At 44.9% G+C, this 21,545-nt stretch carries 11 protein-coding genes; 5 read left to right on the top strand and 6 right to left on the bottom strand.

All coding sequences use genetic code 11. The features are described 5' to 3' along the window. Nucleotides 1–142: 142 nt before the first annotated feature. The 4 genes from WD077_02640 to WD077_02625 form a co-directional block, all read right to left on the bottom strand. A complete protein-coding gene (locus WD077_02640; protein ID MEX0966107.1) occupies nucleotides 143–3,589 on the bottom strand; it encodes a pyruvate carboxylase in 3,447 nt (1,148 codons plus the stop codon). A 354-nt stretch (nucleotides 3,590–3,943) separates the two neighbouring features. Beyond that, on the bottom strand, nucleotides 3,944–8,722 hold the full coding sequence (locus tag WD077_02635) for a carboxypeptidase-like regulatory domain-containing protein (GenBank protein MEX0966106.1): 4,779 nt from the start codon (nucleotides 8,720–8,722) through the stop codon (nucleotides 3,944–3,946). Nucleotides 8,723–9,165: 443 nt separating this feature from the next. Next, a complete protein-coding gene (locus tag WD077_02630) occupies nucleotides 9,166–9,435 on the bottom strand; it encodes an HU family DNA-binding protein (protein MEX0966105.1) in 270 nt (89 codons plus the stop codon). 264 nt (nucleotides 9,436–9,699) lie between these two features. Further along, nucleotides 9,700–10,635, bottom strand: coding sequence for a carboxypeptidase-like regulatory domain-containing protein (locus WD077_02625; protein ID MEX0966104.1), 936 nt, complete (start codon nucleotides 10,633–10,635; stop codon nucleotides 9,700–9,702). Between the two features lie 255 nt (nucleotides 10,636–10,890). Here WD077_02625 and WD077_02620 point away from each other — a divergent pair, with 255 nt between their 5' ends. From WD077_02620 to WD077_02605, 4 genes are all read left to right on the top strand, one after another. Then, complete coding sequence (locus WD077_02620) at nucleotides 10,891–13,884, top strand: T9SS type A sorting domain-containing protein (GenBank protein ID MEX0966103.1); 2,994 nt, start codon at nucleotides 10,891–10,893, stop codon at nucleotides 13,882–13,884. 34 nt (nucleotides 13,885–13,918) lie between these two features. Continuing rightward, entirely contained in the window at nucleotides 13,919–14,659 is a 741-nt protein-coding gene (locus WD077_02615; protein ID MEX0966102.1) for a DUF6602 domain-containing protein, read from the top strand. Between the two features lie 308 nt (nucleotides 14,660–14,967). After that, nucleotides 14,968–16,044: a PorV/PorQ family protein gene (locus tag WD077_02610; GenBank protein ID MEX0966101.1), complete on the top strand. Its 1,077-nt coding sequence runs from the start codon at nucleotides 14,968–14,970 to the stop codon at nucleotides 16,042–16,044. Between the two features lie 28 nt (nucleotides 16,045–16,072). Beyond that, nucleotides 16,073–16,417, top strand: coding sequence for a protein-tyrosine-phosphatase (locus tag WD077_02605; GenBank protein MEX0966100.1), 345 nt, complete (start codon nucleotides 16,073–16,075; stop codon nucleotides 16,415–16,417). 771 nt (nucleotides 16,418–17,188) lie between these two features. Here the strand turns inward: WD077_02605 and WD077_02600 are convergent. Further along, entirely contained in the window at nucleotides 17,189–19,141 is a 1,953-nt protein-coding gene (locus tag WD077_02600) for an adenylate/guanylate cyclase domain-containing protein (GenBank protein MEX0966099.1), read from the bottom strand. Between the two features lie 18 nt (nucleotides 19,142–19,159). After that, the gene (locus tag WD077_02595) at nucleotides 19,160–20,950 is read right to left on the bottom strand and encodes an adenylate/guanylate cyclase domain-containing protein (protein MEX0966098.1); all 1,791 of its coding nucleotides are present in this window, start codon (nucleotides 20,948–20,950) and stop codon (nucleotides 19,160–19,162) included. A 266-nt stretch (nucleotides 20,951–21,216) separates the two neighbouring features. Between WD077_02595 and WD077_02590 the strand changes: the two genes are divergently transcribed. Further along, nucleotides 21,217–21,528 (top strand): hypothetical protein, encoded by a 312-nt coding sequence (locus WD077_02590; protein ID MEX0966097.1) that lies wholly within the window; start codon nucleotides 21,217–21,219, stop codon nucleotides 21,526–21,528. Nucleotides 21,529–21,545 lie beyond the last annotated feature (17 nt).

The raw sequence follows: 21,545 nt of genomic DNA, 5'->3' as shown, positions 1-21,545 counted from the left end.
GATCATTTCTCTATCTCTCAATTAAAATTTAAAATTCAATTTCTAATTTTTATGACAAACCAGTTTATTCAAAATTTTAATCAATAATTAATTGAATTTAAATACCGGATTAAAATATTAATTTTTTACTTGAATAATGCTATTACTCCAATTCAAGTACAAGATCATCCTGCTCCACCATGATGCTTTCGGGAAGAACTACCCGCACCACCTTCCCTGCTTTGGAGGCTGAAATGGTGCTTTCCATTTTCATGGCCTCAATAATAAAGAGCGGAGTGTTTTTCTTTACCGCATCTCCGGGCTTTACCAGGATGGCGCTGAGTTTCCCCTGCAGCGGTGCGCCTACCTGGTTTTCGCTTTTCGCCTTTTCATGGATATTCTTATTCGTTTCGATAGAGCGATTGCGGACGTTAATGCGTCTGGTTTGTCCATTCAATTCAAAAGTAATAATCTCGTATCCCACTTCTTCTGACGGGCGCCTGCCCAACAGTTTTATGATAATGATCTTGCCTCTTTCAATTTCCACAAGCACTTCTTCATTCGGTTGAAGTCCATAGAAAAATGCAGGCGTGGGAATGGCATCCACATTTCCGTACTCCTGAAGATGCTCATAATAAGCCTCGAAAACTTTGGGATAAAAGAGCCAGGAAAGGAAATCGAGGAAGTCAGCATAGCGAAACTTTTTCCGGAACTTTTCAAATTCGCTGTCGAAATCAATTGGTTGGAGGTGGGCGTTGGGTCGCTGCGTGTAGGGCTTCTCTCCTTTCAGCACAAGTTTCTGCAGCTTTTTCGGAAAACCACCGTGCGGCTGGCCGAGGTCCCCACGAAAAAATTGCTTCACAGATTCGGGGAAAGATAGTTCCTCTCCACGGTCCAGCACTTCCTGCTTTGTGAGGTTATTGGCCGTCATAAAAAGCGCCAGATCGCCCACTACTTTTGAGGATGGCGTCACTTTCACGATGTTTCCAAAAAGCTCATTCACATCCGCATAGTTCTTTTTTATGGTCTCAAATTTATCCTCCAGTCCGAGCCCACGGGCCTGTGGCCGCAGGTTAGAATATTGCCCACCCGGAATTTCATGCGCATACACTTCAGCGGTTCCGGCTTTCAGTCCCGATTCGAAAGGATAATACCACTCCCGCACGGCTTCCCAGTAATTGCTGAATTCGTTGAGTTTCTGAATATCCAGCGGATTATTCCTTTCGTGATGTTCCATCATGGCCGCAATAGAATTGAAACTCGGCTGCGATGTGAGTCCGGACATAGAAGCAAGAGCCACATCAATGGCATCCACACCTGCTTCAATGGCTTTAAGATAAGTGGTCGCCTGCAATGAAGATGTATCATGTGTATGCAGGTGAATGGGAATATCCAGCACTTTCTTCAACTCACCCACAAGCAATTGTGCGCTGTAGGGTTTCAGTAGCCCGGCCATATCTTTAATGCAGAGAATATGGGCGCCTTCATCTTCCAGTTGCCGCGCCATGTCAAGGTAGTATTGCAGCGTGTATTTTTTCTCGTCAGGATCGCTCACGTTTCCGGTGTAGCAGATACATGCCTCTGCCAGCGATCCGGTTCTTTCACGCACCGCCTTAATGCTCACTTTCATCGCTTCAGTCCAGTTCAGCGAATCGAAAATGCGGAAGATGTCAATTCCTTCTTCGCCAGCTTTTTCAATGAACTTCTCCACGAGATTGTCAGGATATGCTGTGTATCCTACCGCATTTGAACTTCTGATGAGCATTTGCAGGAGAATATTGGGTATTGCTGCACGAAACGACTGCAATCTTTTCCAGGGATTTTCATGCAGAAAACGCATGGCTACATCGAAGGTAGCTCCGCCCCACACTTCCATAGAAAATACCTCCGGATGGCTCCTGGCAAAAGCCTCGGCTACCCTTATCATATCTGTGGTTCGCACCCTTGTGGCCAGCAGCGATTGATGCGCATCACGAAACGTGGTATCTGTATATTGAACGGCCTTTTCATTCTTCAGCCAACTGATAAATGTTTCGCGTCCCAATTCGGTCAGCCGGTCTTTGGAGCCTTTGGGATACGGGCCGGTTTTGGAGAATTCCGGTACCACCGCGGGCCGAAAACGAGCCGCAGGATCTATGTATTTCACATCCGGATTGCCATTTACGATCACTTCCGAGAGATAGCGAAGGGCTTTTGTCCCGCTGTCGCGCTTGCGTTCATACTCAAAGATCTCCGGGTGCTGATGGATGAATTTCACATTGGCCTTTCCCTGAAGAAAAATAGGATGATTAATGACATTGAGCAGGAAAGGAATATTGGTCTTTACACCGCGGATGCGAAATTCACGCAAAGTACGGGAGAGCCTTGCAGCCGCGCCTTCCAGGGTATTGCCATGCGAAGAGACCTTTACCAGCATAGAATCGAAGAATGGCGAAATGCGCGCGCCCTGGTACGTGCTGCCCTCATCGAGTCGAATACCGAATCCACCTGCATTCCTGTAGGCGATGAGCGTTCCGTAGTCGGGCTTGAATTCGTTTACAGGATCTTCCGTTGTTATGCGGGTTTGTATGGCATAGCCAATCCTGCTGATCTGGCTCTGGTCGAAAATTCCTATGGAAGAATCAGTGAGTTTGTGTCCTTTGGCAATCAGGATCTGTAGCCGCACAATATCAATTCCTGTGATTTCCTCAGTAATAGTATGTTCAACCTGGATTCGCGGGTTTACTTCAATAAAATAAAGATTTTCATCCTTATCCATTAAAAACTCAACTGTGCCGGCATTGGTATAATTAACGTGTTTGCAGATCTTGAGTGCGTAACTGTAGAGCTTTTGCCGCGCCTGGTCGCTGATGGTGGGGCAAGGCGCAATTTCCACCACCTTCTGGAATCTGCGCTGTACCGAACAATCCCGTTCAAAAAGATGGATCAGGTTCCCATGCTGATCACCGATAACCTGCACCTCAATGTGCTTGGGCGATTCAATGTACTTTTCCATGAAAAGGCGGTCAATGCCGAAAGCACGCTTCGCCTCACGGTGCGCCTCATTAAATGCGGTTTCCATTTCCTCCTCTTCCCGCACAATGCGCATCCCCCGGCCTCCCCCGCCAGCCGCAGCTTTCAGGATGACAGGGTAGCCAATCCTGCCGGCTTCTGTAATTGCGATTTTTGCATCACTCAGTTCCTCCTTGTTGTCTTCGATGCTGGGCACTTCGGTAGCACGGGCAATCACTTTAGCCGCGATTTTGTCGCCCAACTGCTCCATAACTTCAGGTTCCGGACCGATGAATATGATCCCTTCTTCACGGCAACGCCTGGCAAATTGTGTATTCTCAGAAAGAAACCCGTAGCCGGGATGGATGGCGTCTACCTCGTTTTGCTGCGCTACCTGGATGATTTCTTCAATGTCCAAATATGGCTTCAGCGGTTCATCCTCCTTCCCTATCTGATATGCCTCATCTGCCTTGTAGCGGTGGAGCGAATAGCGGTCTTCGTACGTAAAAACAGCCACTGTAGTCAGCCGTAATTCATCGGCAGCGCGGAAAATGCGGATGGCAATTTCACCCCGGTTCGCCACCAGGATCTTCTTCAAAGAGCGCAAATTATTATTCATACAAATTCAACATTTAAAAATGGGGTAATAAACAGGGAAGGCGGTTTTACAAAGGGGCACAATTTAAATTTAAGCTACCAGAAAAACTGCTTAATGAATTAATGGTTGACAAAATAATTCAATAAACAGGAAAGGAAAACTGCATAAAACGAAAAACCAGAGACTGCACTACGTTAATTGAAAATGCTTCGCTGTGGTTGGTTTAATTTTTTTTCAAAATAAGGCATGTAACGAAAGCCCACAAAAAAGAAATTCCGCTCTGGCCGAAGCCGGAGCGGAACCTCCCAAACCATAAAAACATGAGAAAAATCACCTGAAATAGCTTAGCAATTCAGGACGGTACTAGAACGAAGTTTATCTCACAGTAATTGCACCGGCTGATGCCCAGCTTTTTGCATCGTTGTCATAATAGAGATAGGCAGAGGCGGCTTCGCCCTCAAATCTTCCCTTTATTTCACTTCTCAGATCCAGATGAATAGTTTTGATCTCATGCGGGTTCAACCCTCTGAAATAGAATACAATGTTGTTATCCCATATTTCGTAGTAATCAAAAGCCTCTTTTTCCTGCAGTTCGCGCAACTGCCAGGGTTGTGGGCTGAGGCCGGCAGGGATTCCAATGATGGCAATCGGGCTGGCAAGCGGTTCGGAAGTTTTATTGGCAATTGTGGAGGTAAGCCGTACGGTTTCCCCATGCTCCGCTACTTTCGCTGACAACTTTACATCCAGCGCAAGGCGGCAGGCGGAATCAGATGGCGGAAGCGGTTCATTCCATTTTGCCAGCAATGAAAAGGGAATGGGTTCATTCATTCCTTTAAATTTAATAATAATGCGATTTTTCCCACTCTTAAAAAATGGAGCAAGGTCCTGAACATTGATCACGCCTTCGCGGTCTGCCTCCCAACTGGTCTGGCCGGCTTTCTTTCCATTGACCATCACCGTGAGCGTCCCCGGCTCTTTCGTGCGTTTGGCGAATCGGGTGTAAGAGGTTAGTGCTTTCAGACAAAGGATGGTAGCCTGCGTGGAGCCAAATCCGCCATACCCGGAGCGATTTTCCATAATAAAATTCACGGCTGAGCGGATTTCCTGATGCCTGTTCTTCGGCTGTTCGAGAATCGCCAAAAGTGCAAGAGCAGTCGTCTCCAGTGCCAGGTTCCTACCGGACGAATTTGTGATGGAGCGGCTGGCCCCAATCCAACTTCCGTCCGGCTGCTGCTGCATCACCAGTTGCGCCAGCATATTATCGGCATCTTCAGAAGAGCCGGTTTTGCGCAACACGGGCGCCACGAGCGCAAGCTGATACGGATCTTTGCTTTTGAATGCTGCTTTTGCGACAGATTCAATTTCGCGGCTGATATTGCGGTAACCTGCCTGGGTAAGAGCATTTACAATGTAGGCGTTGGTTATGTCATTGTCCGCTCCTCCAAATCCATCTAGTTGTCGGCTGTTCCTCGCAAATCCCCCTTTTCCATCGCGTTCGTTCATGAGCCATCCGGCTGTGCGCGAAACCATGGCTTCAGAAACACCACCATATACCTGTGCCATATCATTAAATTCCATTAAGCCATAAGCCGTAAGTGCCTGATGGCCGGGCGCTTTTCCAAACCAATCATATCCTTTCTTTTGGGTTTCAAATGTGATGAGGCGCTTATAACCTTTATCCAGCAGTGCAAGGGCTTTTTTCTCTACATCCGGCTGCAATGTGCCGCTCTCACGCAGGTAGTCCAGCACCAGGATATTGGGATAAACAGAAGATGAAGTCTGCTCGAAACAGCCGTGCGGCTCACGAAGCATGCTTTCCACACCCTGTAGCAATTGATCCGCAATACTCGGATAAGCCGCAACTTCCATAAGCATTGTTTCCTCCATCGGATCGTTAATATCCAGTTCAAGGAATTTTTCCATCACCTGGGCAGAATAGGACAATGTTCGCGGAAAACCACGGCTCATCGTGGTGACGCGCTCGCGATAACTATCCGCAAATGCCGGATGATCAAAGGCTACTTCCAGATTTTCTGTTCCAGTATGGTTCAAAACACGGATATCCATCCAGAGCGTTTTGGCGCTGCCTGCCGGTATGGTTTGAACTTTTTGCAAAGGCTTGGTGACGCTCCAGCTTTTTGGCAGCGTAAGCGAGAAATTACCTGCCAGCGCTTCATCCGTATTGTTGGCCAGCGTTACCGGAATCCGCAATTCGTCACCCACTAACACGGTTGGCGGTACTTTCAATGATAACGAAAAAGGCATCTGCGAAAAGTAAGTTTTCTCGGCTCGCCCCACTAATCCGTTATTGGCAAACCCCTCGGCCACAGCCCGGAAGCTCGTAACAGCATCCGAATTATAAAACTCCACTTCAGCCTCACCATCCTTTGAAGTAATGATCTCCCCATTCCAGTAAATGGTGCTGCGAAAATCATGGCGGGAACCGGTTACCCTGGTGGTTTGATATCGAATTTCAGGGAATTCCCGGGCACGGTAATATAATACCCTGGCTTCATCCTCTGAGGCAATTCGATTTTCATTGATATTTAAAAGCCGTTGATCTGATCTTACTGTTTTATCGAGATCTATCCGCGCTGTCCGTTTATCCTTTGTAATGCCCTGATCATTTAGCGATTCATAATTTCCGAATTCGGCAGACAGCCCTCCGGTAATCACTGCGAGGTTTTCGATGGAGGATTGCGGCACCGCCAGTTCCCGCACCTTCATTCCATCTACGTAATATTCAGTTGCAGCGGCACGTGCGCCTCTTACGTTTGGATTTATTACGCCTGTTGCCATCGCAGTTGCTTGATTCACACTGCGGGTAGGCAGTGCCTTAATCTCCTCTTTGGTTATGGTTTCTGCCACAGTAGTTGCGTCTATTTCGATCAGAGGTTTTACATATTCCATCACCATTACCTCTCTGAGTTCTACGGCCGAAGCATTGAGTTTGATTTCCCCGACATTTTGTGTCTGCTGCGGATGGTGCCTGGTATAAACTAATCTGAAAGGTTGGTAGCCAACATAGCTGGTCCTGATATTTAAAGTACCAGTGGCATCAGTAGTGAAATAAAAGTAGCCTTCAAGATCGGTAGCGCTTCCGGAGAGTTGCACACCATCCTTTTCCAAAACCACATTGGCAAACATGACCGGTTCCCTGGATTGTGCATCTAATACTCTTCCTATGATCCGTCCTTTTCCATCCTGGCTGGCAAAAACTCCCGGAATTTTCTCAACCATAAATCGTACATTCATGTCCTGCAAATAGCGACTACAGCGAAATTCCTGTTTCATGCCTTCGTATTCAAAAGTGAGCGCCACCGGAGATTCGTACAACGGAATACCCGAAACAGCGAAGTAACCTTTGCGATCCGATTTCCAGGTTCGGTCACTTCCTGTAGCTGTTATTTTCACGTTGGGCAACGGACGGCCAGTAAGGTAGTCCTGCACCTGCCCGCTAAATTCCGTGCGCTCTGCTGCAAACTTTGGTTCCGGCATTTCCAGCTTACGGATCTCCTTCCAGGTAAACCTGCGCCAGCCCTGCGTCATCAACAGATAATCGCGCGCCTGAACGGATTTTTCTTCATTATGATCAAAATAGAAATTGGGTTCTTCCACCTTTCCTTTTACTTCCGGTTCCAGCAGCATACGGCTCAGGAGCGTGCCGCTTTTGTCGTCAGCATAGCTGAACAATTTATCATCAACCACGGCCAGTGATAGGCCGGCTTTTACCGGCTTGCCGTGCTCATCGATCGTTTTAATGCGCATGGTCACCTTTTCCCTGGGCATATACTTTTCTTTATCGGTGCTGATCTCAACCTTCATCTTCCGCTCATCGCTCACAAAAACCAGCCGCTCAGCCATAGGATCATTATATGAATCAAAAAAAGTGAATTGCGCCACTCCCATCGGGAAATTCCCTACCGGAACGCGCAATTGATTTTCACCTGCCTTAATATTCATCTGAGTGGCAAAGAGTGGTTTGCCTCTCATCTGGCCCACCACGGAAATAGTTTCCGGATAATGCGCAAATATTGAAAAGTGTACTACCTCATTTTCAGGCAAGGAAGCCTGCACGGTGAACCCATCATAGGCCGGGAGCGGCAATACATACTGAGAATCAATACCTGCCGGAGCACTGAGGCGGGCATAATAATAAGTTCCTTTACCGGGTGTCAGTTCAAATGCGCCCATTCCATGATGATAGTTGCTAAACCCTGTGACTTCATTCCCATCACCATCATATATTTTCCCTGCTGCATTCACAGGTTTTCCATGCTCATCCACAGCTTTAAATGCAATTCGCGAAGGCAGCCCGGTGATGCAGTCGCCACCCTCCGGATAAAATGTGAGGTTGACACGATTCAGGGTGATGGGCATGGAACGGGAAATGGCTTCCGCTTGTCCCTGATAATCCAGCATCACATTCAGCAGGCCATCAGCCGACTTCAGGTTTTTGGGTAAGTTGAATTCCAGTTGCAGCTTTCCCTGGGCATTGGTTTGGGCAGCTTTTTCCAGGTACTTCTTATTATCCAGTTTCACGAGCCACTTTACATCATAATTTCCGAGGGGCGTGTTTTCAATAGTTTCCAATGATAATTCTGCCGTAACCTTTTGGCCCGGCCCATATCCCTTTTCCGGAAAATTAAGCTTCATCTTCAGCCGCGGCAACACCACTTTCTGCACCTGAATTTCTTTCTCGAATAAAGGTGTCAGTGTATCATTTTTCTGCCAGGCCGTGTACGCTTTCACTTTATAGATGCCTCCCGGCTTTTCCTCTTCAATAAAGAAATCACCTCTTGCCATTCCATCCCTCAGAATCAGCGAATGCTTTTGATCAATTCCGCCTGCTGGATTATGCAATTCCACATGGACGACCCCGCTCTTCCGGGTAGGGGTCATATCTGTGGCGCTACGGACGTAGGCTGTATACCAAAGCGATTCTCCCGGCTTGTACAGACTTTTATCCAAATGCACATATACCCTCTCCGGATCTGATTCAGCAGTAAATACCCGCAACTTCGACACAATTTCCTCCAGAAAATCGCCCTTCAGCGCGGTAAAGGCCCAGGGCGAAAAGGTGAGTCCCATACTGGAGATCAATAAAAGGATGAACAAAGCAGGTTTGACATAAGTGATGTGGTGCGTTTTCATGACGATGGTATTTAAGTATTGATGAAAAAATTCTTCTCAGATCCCGTTCTCTTAAAGTAAGATACGATAGGAAGCAGGCCGGAATCAAGCATAATTCTATAAGCGGGAGCGCATCCGGGAAGTGGAAAAAGGCGAATGTATTGTGTACGATCCTTTCCTTGTTTCGCCCCCGGAAGCCCTAAATGACGCGCTTATAAAATGATGGATGTAGAGAAAGAATTTATTCCATAACCGGCACCGTATTCTCCCGGGAAAGCGGGAATGGATGGAACTAAATTTTGGTGAATGGGGAAGGCCGGATGGTGGGGTAAAGATGAGGTGCATTCAGCGAAGGGTAATTCTGCCTCCGTGCATTTGTGAAAAGGCATAAAAAAACCTCTTCATCCTGAAAGGACAAAGAGGTTGTGGCTTGGTAAAGCCCATAAAGGGAACAATTTCAGTGCTTAGAGCGAATCTGTCAGATCCTTGCCAGCTTTGAATTTGACAACCTTTCTGGCCGGAATGTCAATCTCTTTTCCGGTTTGTGGGTTTCTGCCTTTCCGGGCGGCACGGTCAGTAACCGAGAAAGTGCCAAAGCCTACGAGCGTTACCTTGTCTCCGCCTTTGAGGCTGTCAGAAATAGAATTCGTGAAAATGTTCAGCACGTTCTGTGCTTCTGCCTTTGAAATTTCCGCATCGTCAGCAATGCGATTGATTAAATCTCCTTTGTTCATAGTAATTAATTTGAGAAAGTTAAAAGGACTATGTATTCATAGCTTCAGACAAATATATGAAGTTAATACACTTATCAAAGCGGATTTGAAATAATCTCTGAATCCGGAGGACTGATATGGAACGGAAAAGAAGCGACCGCAATGTTCAACTTACATTAGGTTGAACGCTTGCCATCGTTTAGCTGACTAAACAAACAGGGGAAGTAGCTGTATGCATATGCTGTTAAAAGTTCGATGAGCCGGATATGAAATTGTAAGGTCTGCTCAATCCGTCAGTACCAACTCCATCGGAATCACGGCATACATACCTTCGATTTTCCTGGTCTTCTCAGCATATTCAGGGTTGAACTTTCTTATATTCATTTGCATCCCCCTTCTCCAATTTCCCTTGCTGTAATACCAGGTATTTTCATCCGTCTCACGATACATTGAGCCAATTGAAGGCTGATACCGTTTCCAGATTTTCTTTTTCGTGACGGGGCCATCAAGCGCAATTTCAGTCCCCTTGCTTTCATGCCTGTTTTCTTCTATGATCAGGCATTCTATGGCTACGAAAAAACCGTCATCCGGAAATTGTATTGCTAAATTGGATAAATCAACTTCAGTAATTCTTTTTCCTTTTTTCGCATAACCTGGAATGGTGTCATTGTAGATATATTCCACGGGCTCGCCCCCTTCGCCTGCTGAGTAGAGCCTGACGTTGAATTTGGCATTTTTTATTTCACTCTTCGTAATTATTCTAATTGAATTAAGATAAGGGGTTTCTTTATAATCATCCGAATAGGGAAAGGACTTCGCTAAAATCCACGGCTTATTTTGAGTAGAGAAATAAACATCAACGTCCTTTTTATCAATATTTCCAATCGTCCTTTCAGAGATTCCTCTTTTAGGTATGAAAACAGCCTCAGCAAGTTGAATGGCTTTGAATTGGAGATAGACGGTATCAATGCCCCGGCTTAAAGAAACTTTCCTGGTTTCATAGCCCATCGCAGAAAAGACCAGCCTCTTCGTACTATCTATTGCAGGCAGGGTAAAATTTCCCTGTGCATCTGCACTCGTTCCTACATTCTCGTTTTCCACCCAAATATTCACGTACGGAATGGGTTGCCTGGCTTTGCTGTCTTTCACATATCCGGTAACCTGGGCTGCAAGAGGGTTAGCGACAATTAGAAGAATGGCTATGTGTAAAACGACTTTCATAAAATACATTTTGAACGGCTGGTGTTCAGGCGCTTTCTGTAGATAACTGAGTCTATAAGTTATGGATATTGCCACGGCACAATATACATTTTAAAACTTCACGAATTCCGCAAAAAAGCAAATTAAAAATGGCTCTTGTTTCCAGGGAAACAGGGCATGGCAAAAGATGGACTTCAAGCCGCTACTATCGAGCTTTTTCTTAATTTGGCGCTTTCAATTCCAAATCATTTTTCATCAAGTAAATACGTGTGTTTTATGAAACAGCTTTTGTACATTCTGCCCCTTTTCTTCGCACTGGCCGTTTCTGGTCAGGAGGAACTCAAACAATTTGATATTGATGGCGCCACCAATACCTTCATCATGGACATTAACGACAACGGTGAGATGGTGGGCTATTTTGAGGACGGGCAAGGCACCCATGCCTTTTACCACAATTTGCGCTCGAACCAAACCCTGACCTTTGACATGCCGGGCGCGGCCTGGACTAAGGCTACCCACATTAACAATAAGTCTATTATGGCGGGCACGTTTACCAACGTGGGGATTTCTGAGACCCACGGGTTCTTTTATGATATCAACACCAAGCTCTTATCCAAACCTACGGATGGGGACATGGTGCTCCTCTCTGGGGTTGACTACATCACCCTGGAAGGTGTTCGTGACGACTCGACCATTGTGGGGAACTACCGCACAGGGCTGAACCGGGTGTTTTATATCGGCAACCCGGATGGCACCACACAAACGCGGTTCTATACGAAAAATGCGAATAAATTCCCGACATACGGGCACGGTTTGGCAAAGTCAGGAGAGGTTTGCGGGTTCATTATTGACGGTGCCAAGTACTACGGGTTTTTGTGGACGGGTGGCCAAAACTTCACCCTGGTGGACCAATCAGGGGCAGGGAATATTAAAACGCGCTTCATGGGCATGAACGACAGCCTCGTGGTAGTAGGCGATTTTCAGCGGACCAAAGGCTTCATCCATGACATGGGCGGGAAGGGCCGCTACACTTTTGAGGAGATTGACCTTTCGCATCTTGGCGCCACCACGGTGCAGCCCCAGGGCGTCAACAATTCATTTGAGGTAGTGGGCTATTATACCGATGGCAGTGGCAACACGCATGGTTTTACGCAACAGCCCATTGACATACGCTTCAGGCCCCAAACCCACGGCTGGAACTTCAGCAACAGCGCAGCGAACATGTGGCCTCAAAGCTGGTGGCAACAGTTCAGATACAGTCAGTACGATCCCTACCGTGGGCCTGGCCGGGCTTTCGAAAAGACCTGGACCTATCCTTCGTCCATGTTTCCCGACTGGCCGCTTTTTGTTGAGGTTTTTGGCGAAAGCTACTGCTACACCAACTCAAGCGTCCCCCAAATCAGGCAGGAGGCGCTGGAATTGTGGCAGGCAATTTCTGGTGATTGGGGAGGCTCATGTTATGGCTTTTCCACTTCGGCCATCCTGGCTTATGACACACTGAAGGGCTACAACAACAAGTTTACTTATAAACAGGAAACGGACAATGAACTTTACAAAAACGCCCTTTCTGATGCCCGCAGACGCGTGGTAAACCACATGATGACCTACCAGTATTCGGAGCAAGACATTGATTTTGAAAGATCAAACCGCTGGACATCCGCCAACCAAACGCTGGAAATCCTCAAGGAGCGCATGCAGGAAGATGGCGAGAACTACAATTTGGTAATCTTTAATTCCAATCTTCAGGATCCTGGTGGCGGCCATAGCCTGCTTCCTTACAAAATAACAGAAGACGAAAATGATCCGGACATTGAATGGATATGGATTTATGATTCCAATTTTCCGGGCGATTCCACACGGAAAGTCAAAGTACATACGCGCCTGGGCAAATGGTACTACGAAGCCACATTGAACACCTCAGGGACAGCCGTTGAATGGGGAAACAACAGCTCAGGCATGTTCATCAGCCTGGCCTCTTCTGCTTATCTGGATGATGCCATTGCACCCACCAACAAAAAAGCCACGGTGCCACACGTACTCTACCCCTCGGCCTCGGCAGACCTGCTAATCGTTTCCGACCAAGTGGACAGCACAGGCTTTTACCAGGGCCGTGTGGTGCAGGATTCAACTACGAATACTTTCCCGCTATGGAGGTACAATGGCAAGGTTTCGCGGCCTTATGGCTACCATCTTGATGTTGGCGAGCACCAGGTCAGCCTCCAACATCCTGAAAGTGATACCGTCCGGCTCTATGCGGTGCGAGATGCGGCACGCTACGCCTACCTGCGTACTGGAGCCGTGGGCACTGAAACGGACGAATTCAAAATTGATGATGCGTTTGAAGTGCAAAATCCAGATGCCACGGAAAAGACATTCGAATTGAAAACCATTGTTCCCGGGGCCACGGAGACCACTTATTCGCTTGGGAACGTAAAGCTCAAGCAGGCCGAAGCCCTTAGCGTAAGCAGGGAAAATGGCGAACTAACGGTGGTGAATAGCGGTGGCACAAAGACTTACGACCTGATGGTGACGAAATTGGACAATGATGGCCGTTCCGTTTTTTCCACGGTGGCTGTGCCTTTGGATGCTAACAGCCGCCACATCATTATTCCCAACAAAGACAGCCTGAAAACCGCCAAAGTCTGGATCAAACTGGACCAGGGCAATGATGGTACGGTGGAGGACACGCTTTTTTATGAGAACACGGCAAAGCCTGAAATTGCCACATCACGCTTTATGGTAATGTGGGGCCGGCCCGCAGGCACTGACACCGTTTACGTCAGCAACATTGGTGGCGGAATGCTTGACTGGAACATCACGGAAAAACCAGATTGGGTCACGGTCGTTTCGGGCGCTCCCGGCCAAAATGATGGCATGTTGATACTGGATTATGAAAACAATGCAGGCACCATCCGCAATGGCGAAATAACCATTGGCGCAACCGATGCGTCCAACTCGCCCTACAAAATCGAGATCGTGCAGGATGGCGAACCTCTTGGCATAGATGACAAGGATAAAGATGACGGCTGGAAACTGTTCCCCGTCCCTGCCTCAGATTTCGTGTATCTGTGGAATGCATCAGCAACCCAGGGCCTCACCGGAATTGACGTGGTTGATATGAACGGTAAAGTGGTATACCGTACCGTGCTCGGCCCAACCGCCCCGCTTCAAGTGACAAAACTGGACGTAGCCCAATGGGAGCCTGGGGTTTACATGGTTAGGATTGCCGATGCCGATAGCGTGGTGATGAAGAAGGTGGTGGTGCGGTAGGGTGGCTTGTTTCGAACGCTTAACGCCAATTTTAATGAAAAAGAGCACTATCATAAAAGATTACTCGACAGCCTTAATTAAGGGCTTTTACGAGAGGGTGATTTCAACTAAAGAACTTCGTCATAAACTCAACAAGGGAGAAATAAGAGAACTATTTCTGAATGAACTTCTCTCAAATTTTATAACTGAACAATTTGGTATTGGAACTGGAATTATTGTGGACTCTTACGGAAATCAAAGCCACCAAATAGACGTTATTCTTTACGACAACAGGATATTACCTCCGATGATAAAGAACAGCAATTTAGGAGTTTACCCTTTGGAGTCAGTTTTGGCAGTTATTGAGGTAAAGTCTTCAATTAGCCGACAAATAATTCTTGACACGGAGAAGAACTTTAAACACCTGGATGAGACTTTGATTTGCCATAACCAACTTCGACATCCAATATTTATTGTCAAAGGAATTATAGGCTTCAACAGAAACCCTATTAAAGAATTAAAGGACGGCAATAACAAAAATTGGTTGGAAAAGAACATTCATCACACCGACTCAATTTGCCATGTCCAGAAATACAGTTGGATCAGATGGCTCTCAGGGGCAAACCCTTGGAAGTACTGCAAAAACAACAGTTCAACATTTGAGGAAACAAAACGATTTGTAGCTTGGATTTTAGACATTGCAAGGAGTAAATCAAATAAACGGTTGACCCTATTTGGAGAAAACTATATCCCTTGGTTGAGTTCATACATCAGAAACCAAGAAGAAGTGAAATAAATAGTAAGCAGCTCTGATCAACTCTGGCGCAGATATCCCAACCCCCCCGTTGCCGCGCGTTTAGCGATAGCGCAACGCGTGACTCCCCGAAATAGTAGCCATGAACCTCTCTTCAACAGCATCAAACATGCTATGAAATTACCCCTGCAATTAAATGAAGGGATTGGCGTTAGATTTCCAGCAAAGTGCGGTACAGCATTAGAATGAACTATAACTGCTTTTGACATTGAAGCGGGAAAACTAGTTTCAGAAAAAATTACATTACCTTAATGCCTTTGCCCATAATGACTCTTATCAAACTATGAACTATGAAGCATTTAACAATTCTAATTCTTTTGTTTTTACCGGCAATGGCCAGTGGGCAATATCAATATGGATTTCTACGTGAGACTTTTTTCGGTAGACAACCAAGTGCCAGGGCAGAAGCAATGGGGAGAGGTTACAGTTCTATTGACGGTGACCTTACAAGTATCTTCTTTAACCCAGCAGGGATAGCGACAATTAAGGGACTTGAAATAGATGGGTCATTCTCTTCTCCCTATTATACGCTGTCCTCTGCACAATACGATTTCGTAAGTATTGGCTATAAGGTTAGTGACCATGTAATTGTGGGCTTAAGTAGAAACCACTTTACTTATGGACAAGAATTTACTTTTGCAGATGTAAATGGCAATACCTATGGTCCTTATACGCCTGAAAATTCCAATTATACGCTGACCCTTTCATCTCAGCCAATTAAAAACCTATTCATTGGCCTAAACACAAACTATCTTGTTTGGAAACCATTGGGTAAACCTGAAAGTGCAATTTATTTTGATTTTGGTGCAATCAAGAAGTTTTATATTTTTGAAAAAAATGGAGTTATGCATTCTGTTAATATTGGTGCCAGTATTACAAACTTTAACAATGCCAAGACCTCTTTTGAGATTATGGACGACACATATACAGCGGATTTGCCTGTGATAACCAGATATGGAACAAATTATCAATTTAAACTGGATAAACATTTAATAATTGATACATTGGAAACGCTTAATTTTTTATTTCAAGGAGAATATAAGATGCTATTAAATTCACCGTATCATTCAGGTATTCATACAGGAGCTGAAATTGAACTCTTAGAGATTCTTTCCATTCGTATGGGCTATTATATGGAGAAAGAATATAATTACGGCTTCCCTGCTGTAAACAAGGATGAAATTAGTGAGATAACATACGGATTTGGACTTCAGCTACCCATTCACAAATTGACCAAATTACCCCTTAACATAAATTTTGATTATACCTCCTTACCTCAGCCCTCTCTTTCCAAGAGAATGCCAGGCTTTGATAATTTCAAGACATACAACCTTAGATTAAATTGGACATTCCAAGACGGAAAATAGCATTCCCAAGTCATGCGACCAAAGCACAATGACAGAAAGGCCGAAAATACTGGTAGTTTGTGGACGTAATAAAAAACGCAGCAGAACAGCGGAACACATCTATAAAAATGACGACCGTTTCAATATTCGTTCGGCAGGGGTAAGCCCTAAAAGCGATAGAAAAATTTCAGAAAATGATTTGAATTGGGCTGATTTTGTTTTTGTAATGGAAACTGGCCAAAGGGAGAAAATTCGCGGACTTTATGGACATCTGGAGTTGCCAGTAATTAAGGTCCTTAATATTCCTGACGAGTATGAATTTATGGATGAAGAACTTATCGAGATGCTTACTGATGGTATTGAAGACACCTTGACAACAGTTTATAAAATTTAATTTCCCACGCGTTCAACGATAGCGGGACGCGTGCCTCCCGCACTGCATCCTTCTTGTTTTGCCAATACAGAAATAAATCTCCAATAATCTGTTTATTCTAAACTCGGGATAAATTGTGATAATTTTGAGATAATAACAGAAACCGATCGTTGTCCTCCTGAGCGAAGTGAAGGAACTGCATAAGCACTTTTGCAGTTCCTTCACCCCGATACCCATGACAGATGTAAGGAAGCAAAGCCTGAATTTTATCCCGCTTAGGGTAGCGCTTTCCGTGTGAAGGGGGTAATCCAAAAATTATTGAGCACTGACGAAATAGCGTAATTCGAAATCGTTTAATTTGATTTTTCGGACACGGCATGAAGTTGAGGAATTTTCGGGATGCAACCGGACCCGCACGCGTTACTCTTCGCTAAATGCGCACTAATGTAGGGAAACATATCGAGTACAAAACATTTCGGTTTGTCCTTGTTGATACCCACTTTGTATGTGCCATTTTGCTCCCACCATTCCTGCCATTTGGATTCTATCTCCGGGTGATTGTGTTCCTTTGCCTGCTTTTGATTTTTAGGAGTGCAAGATTAAGGAAAAGTGAAGGGAATATCTTTTCCCGGTAACCGGCCAAAAATTTCGGGAATTAAGTTTAGGTACGACAAAATATATTTATTGCCCATTGCGGGGCTGTAAAATATTCCAAAGTAACTCCAATCTACGGTGGGTTTATAACTATTTCAAATTTAGATTAATTTTTGGAATGAGGCTCCACAAATTTAATCAGTTCACAAAATACATCTCCACCTCCCCCTTTCCTTTTGCAGCCACTTTCCCCCGGGGCTCAAATTGAAATTGCGGATCATCTTTAATCAGTTCATAAGTGCTTTGAGAGATATTCACTTTACCCACTTCTCCATGGGTTTCCATCCGTGATGCGATGTTTACCGTATCGCCCCAAATATCATATTGAAATTTCTTCACTCCTACGATGCCGGCTACCACTGGACCGGTGTGGATGCCAGTTCTCATTTCAAAAGCTTTGTCACCTCTTAACACCTTTTGCTTCTCAATAAAATCTGTCATTTCGAGTGCTGCCTTCACCACGTGACGTGCATTTGTCTTTCCCGCATCCAACAGCCCGCCAGCAGCCATATAAGAGTCGCCAATAGTCTTGATTTTCTCAATTCCATAGCTTTCAATTATTCGGTCGAATTCGCTGAAATATTCATTTAGTGTTTTGACTAACTCATAGGGTGAAAAATGCCCTGCATAGTTGGTAAAATCTTTGAAATCTGTAAATATTACCGTGGCATTACTGAATTGCTGCGCTTCTGCAAAACCATTTTCCTTCAGCTCTTTAGCAACCTGGGTCGGTAGTATATTGTGCAACAATTCTTCAGAGGTTTCCTTTTCAGAATCCAGTAACCTGTTTAAGATCTTTTGTTTTCGATAATTACGAAAAAATAAACTTGTTGAAAACAACAGCAGGCAGAGCCCGGCAATGAGGTAGTACTGCTCAATCTTCTTTTTTGCAATTGTAACTTCAGAGAGTTGTACCTCCCTGTCTTTTAGTTCTATATCATGCAAATGCTCTATCTCCGCCACATCCATTCCTTGTGTATGTGAGTATAGCGAATCTCGCAGGTGAATATATTTGTGTTGCCACTCAAAAGCTGTTTTATAGTTATTGGCTAATTGAGCTACTCTCGAAAGAGCTTCATATATTTCGCTTAGATTTTTAAAGTCTTTTGCTTCTCCCGAAAGTACATCCACCGCTTCTTTCAAACAACTATCCGCTGAAATTAATAGTTTTTGTTCCATCTTAATTTTTGAAGCTTCTTCAGCCAATGCTAAATACACAGTTCCCATGATCTTCAGGCTATATCCAGAACCTCTCTTGTATCCAAGCTTGTCATATATTTTTTGGGATTCTACTGCATAATGCAAGGCTTTGTCATATTGTTGTAAACCCTTATAGGTAAGGGCATAATTTTCAAAATTATAAGCTATTCCCATTTCATCTTCCATTGCTCTGAATATTTGTAATGATCTTTCGCCCCATTCAAGAGCTTCCTCATACTTGCCGATTCTTGTATATGACTCAGCCATATTGAGTTTGGTATAAGCCAATCCATGTTTTAGATCATATTTTTCATAAAGTCCAATGGCCTCTTTCTGATACTTAAATGCCTTTTCATAATCACCTAATGTGGCAAATCCCAGCCCTATACTACTATAGGATGTTGCAATCCCCTTCTCGTCATTGAGTGTTCTGTAAATTTTCAATGCTTCAAAATTATGATCGATCATCATAAGCAAATCTCCTCGGTCAAAATAAACAGTTGATAAAAGACGATGTAAGGCTGCCAGTTCTTTTTGATCAACTGACTCTCGTGAATTAATCAAAGTGAATGCTTTTTTATAATGAAGAAGTGCCTTTTGATAGGTTGATTGCCCTCGATAAATACCCCCGAGCTGTTTATGACATTCCGTCATCAGCAGTGGCGAATTGATTTTTTCCCCGATAGCCAGGGCCTTTATGCTATAATGGATGGCACTATCAGGAATAGCTTCAATCGATGATAGTTCCAGCAACAGCAAAACCTTGGTGCTATCGTCTTTTGCCAGAGATATTTTTTCGAGGAGACTTGGTTTGGTATCTGATTGTTGTTGAGCGAAGGCTGACGGGTTCATAAAAATAATGAAGGTGGATAGTAGAAGAAGGTGTTTCATAAATAAGTTGTATTTCGGTTATTGATCTATTTTTAATTCCACAAAATACATCTCCACCTCACCTTTTCCTTTGGCCTGTATTTTTCCCCTGGACTCAAACCGGAAACTGGGGTCATCCTTGATCAGCTCATAAGTGCTTTGAGAGATATTCACTTTGTCTACGTCCCCATGGGTTTCCATGCGGCTCGCGGTATTCACCGTATCGCCCCAGATATCGTACTGGAATTTCTTGATGCCAACTATGCCCGCCACCACCGGGCCGGTGTGGATTCCGGTCCTCATTTCAAAGGGAACTTGTCCTGCGGTTTCCCTTATCTGTTTACGTTCTATCATGAAAGCGGACATCTCCAGTCCGGACAGTAGGGTGTTTTTTACCGAATCACCTGTTGGGGCGGGCAGGCCGCCTGCGGCCATGTACGAATCACCAATGGTTTTTATTTTTTCAATGCCATACTTTTCGCAAATGGCATCGAATGCTTCAAAACAGATATTAATCTCTTCCACCAGTTCTTTGGCACTGAGGGTTTCTGAGGTTTGGGTGAACTCTTTGAAGTCGGTGAACAGGATGCTCACCATATCAAAATCGCGGGCATCTGTCCGGCCTTTTTCTTTGAGCTCTTCTGCTATCTCGGCAGGGAGAATGTTGAGCAGCAGTTCTTCTGATTTTCGTTTCTCTTCCTTGATCTCGCGGTTTTTGGCAGCGAGCTCCACGTTTTTCAGTCGGTAAACTTCAGCTTCCTTCTCAGCCAATTGCGAGCGATAGGTGGCCTCCAGGCTCCTTATCTTACCAGTCGTCTCCACGCTCATCACATCACTCTCGGCTTTGTGGTAGTTGCTGTACATTTCCAGTGCCTTTTTAAAATCGCAGGTTGCATTGTAGCTTACGTATTTGGCATAGTATATTTTTATCAAGGACTCCCGCGCATTAATCTCCACAGCAAGCTTCTCAGCCCTGGCTGCCAGTTTTAGTGCACTATCGTATTGCTGTAGTTCGTTCTGAACCTTGGAGAGATCCGTCAAATTCACAATAGTTCCATATTTATCCTTGAGCCGAATGGCGTCTTCCAAACTTTCCCGTAACACTTCCTCAGCTTCTTTTAGCCGGTTTGATTGCAAGTACACCCTCCCCAATATATTCCGTGCCAATGCTAAACCACGTTGGTCATCTGTTTGCTTCTTGATTTCGATGCTCTGACAAATTTTCTCCATTGCCTCACTAACCTGGCCTTGCTCAAGTCCATTGCGGGCAAGGTAGGTCAGGGCGTTGGATTCGCTATTGAGGTCGCCAATTTGTCGGCTGATCTCAAGTTGGCGGTTGAGGTACTCTTCAGCGGTTTTTGTATCACCAAAACGATAGTAAACAAGGGCAAGGTTTTTCAAGGCACTGGCCAGTCCGCCCAATTCCCCAAGTTCTTCATACATAACCATACTCTTTTGGAAATTTTGTAGGGAAGTATGGAAGTCACCCTGCCGATGATGAATATTACCGATAGTCAGGTAAATCTTGGCCATTCCTTCCTTATCGTTTAGTTCCTGCAAAACTTTAAGTGATTCATCTGAAAAACTCTTGGCAGATTCCAGGTCGGAATTGAGCATGTAAAAATGGCTGAGGTTAGCTTTGGTTCGAGCCGACTCGTGGGTATAATCAAGACGATCAGCTAATTCTAAGGCTTGCTGAGCAAGAAGAATAGATTCATCCGCATTAAAGGTCCTCATTTCGTATGCAAGCTCGTTAAGCAGCCTTATCCTTAAAATATCATTTTCAGTTGTCTTTAATTGTTCCCGAAGTTGTAATTCTATTGAATTCATAGAATTTTTTTTGAGGAATGGTTGTGTTAAAATTATGAAATGTGAAATTATATTAAATTCATGTGTTTCCAACCTCCAAGATTTCAAGGTTATAAATTTAATCCTCCTGATTAGGTATCAGCGGGTATCGCTTTAATATTTTTCGATAAAATTCGACCTGTTGCATCATTACCTGCTTCCCTATCTCAAGAATCTGCCCGTGAATCCTCTTTTGCTGGAAAGGTATGTTATTAAAACCCAACATCTTTCAGAAATATATTTACCAAATGATTGAACTGCCCCATATGCACGAACTGGGGCAAATATCCCCCGTTGCCGCGCGTTTAGCGATAGCGCAACGCGTGCCTGCCATGGCTGGCGGAAAATACTACACCCCGCTTGACCTCGTAGCTTCCATTAAGGAAGGCAGTGGAGTAAGAAATGCCGAGGACTTCCTGAAGGCCCAGGCTGATGACCTCTTCATGGCAAACTTGGTGGTGTATTACAGAAAGGAGCGTAAAAAAAACCTGCACCTACCGCAGAAATTCCACTTTCAGCAATCCCTTCATCCCCGCAAAATCCCTAACCGGGAATATTGATATTGTACAGGCCTGTC

This window comes from Bacteroidia bacterium, from assembly GCA_040880525.1.
Taxonomy (GTDB): domain Bacteria; phylum Bacteroidota; class Bacteroidia; order CAILMK01; family JBBDIG01; genus JBBDIG01.
Note: the sequence above shows the minus strand (reverse complement) of the source record. Positions and strands in the feature narration are given on the sequence as shown.

What these genes read in the sequence shown, in the direction of transcription:
- WD077_02625 (MEX0966104.1), bottom strand. Translation starts at nt 10,635, where the DNA reads ATGAAAGTCGTTTTACACATAGCCATTCTTCTAATTGTCGCTAACCCT.
- WD077_02595 (MEX0966098.1), bottom strand. Translation starts at nt 20,950, where the DNA reads ATGAATTCAATAGAATTACAACTTCGGGAACAATTAAAGACAACTGAA.
- WD077_02615 (MEX0966102.1), top strand. Translation starts at nt 13,919, where the DNA reads ATGAAAAAGAGCACTATCATAAAAGATTACTCGACAGCCTTAATTAAG.
- WD077_02610 (MEX0966101.1), top strand. Translation starts at nt 14,968, where the DNA reads ATGAAGCATTTAACAATTCTAATTCTTTTGTTTTTACCGGCAATGGCC.
- WD077_02620 (MEX0966103.1), top strand. Translation starts at nt 10,891, where the DNA reads ATGAAACAGCTTTTGTACATTCTGCCCCTTTTCTTCGCACTGGCCGTT.
- WD077_02590 (MEX0966097.1), top strand. Translation starts at nt 21,217, where the DNA reads ATGATTGAACTGCCCCATATGCACGAACTGGGGCAAATATCCCCCGTT.
- WD077_02635 (MEX0966106.1), bottom strand. Translation starts at nt 8,722, where the DNA reads ATGAAAACGCACCACATCACTTATGTCAAACCTGCTTTGTTCATCCTT.
- WD077_02605 (MEX0966100.1), top strand. Translation starts at nt 16,073, where the DNA reads ATGACAGAAAGGCCGAAAATACTGGTAGTTTGTGGACGTAATAAAAAA.
- WD077_02630 (MEX0966105.1), bottom strand. Translation starts at nt 9,435, where the DNA reads ATGAACAAAGGAGATTTAATCAATCGCATTGCTGACGATGCGGAAATT.
- WD077_02600 (MEX0966099.1), bottom strand. Translation starts at nt 19,141, where the DNA reads ATGAAACACCTTCTTCTACTATCCACCTTCATTATTTTTATGAACCCG.
- WD077_02640 (MEX0966107.1), bottom strand. Translation starts at nt 3,589, where the DNA reads ATGAATAATAATTTGCGCTCTTTGAAGAAGATCCTGGTGGCGAACCGG.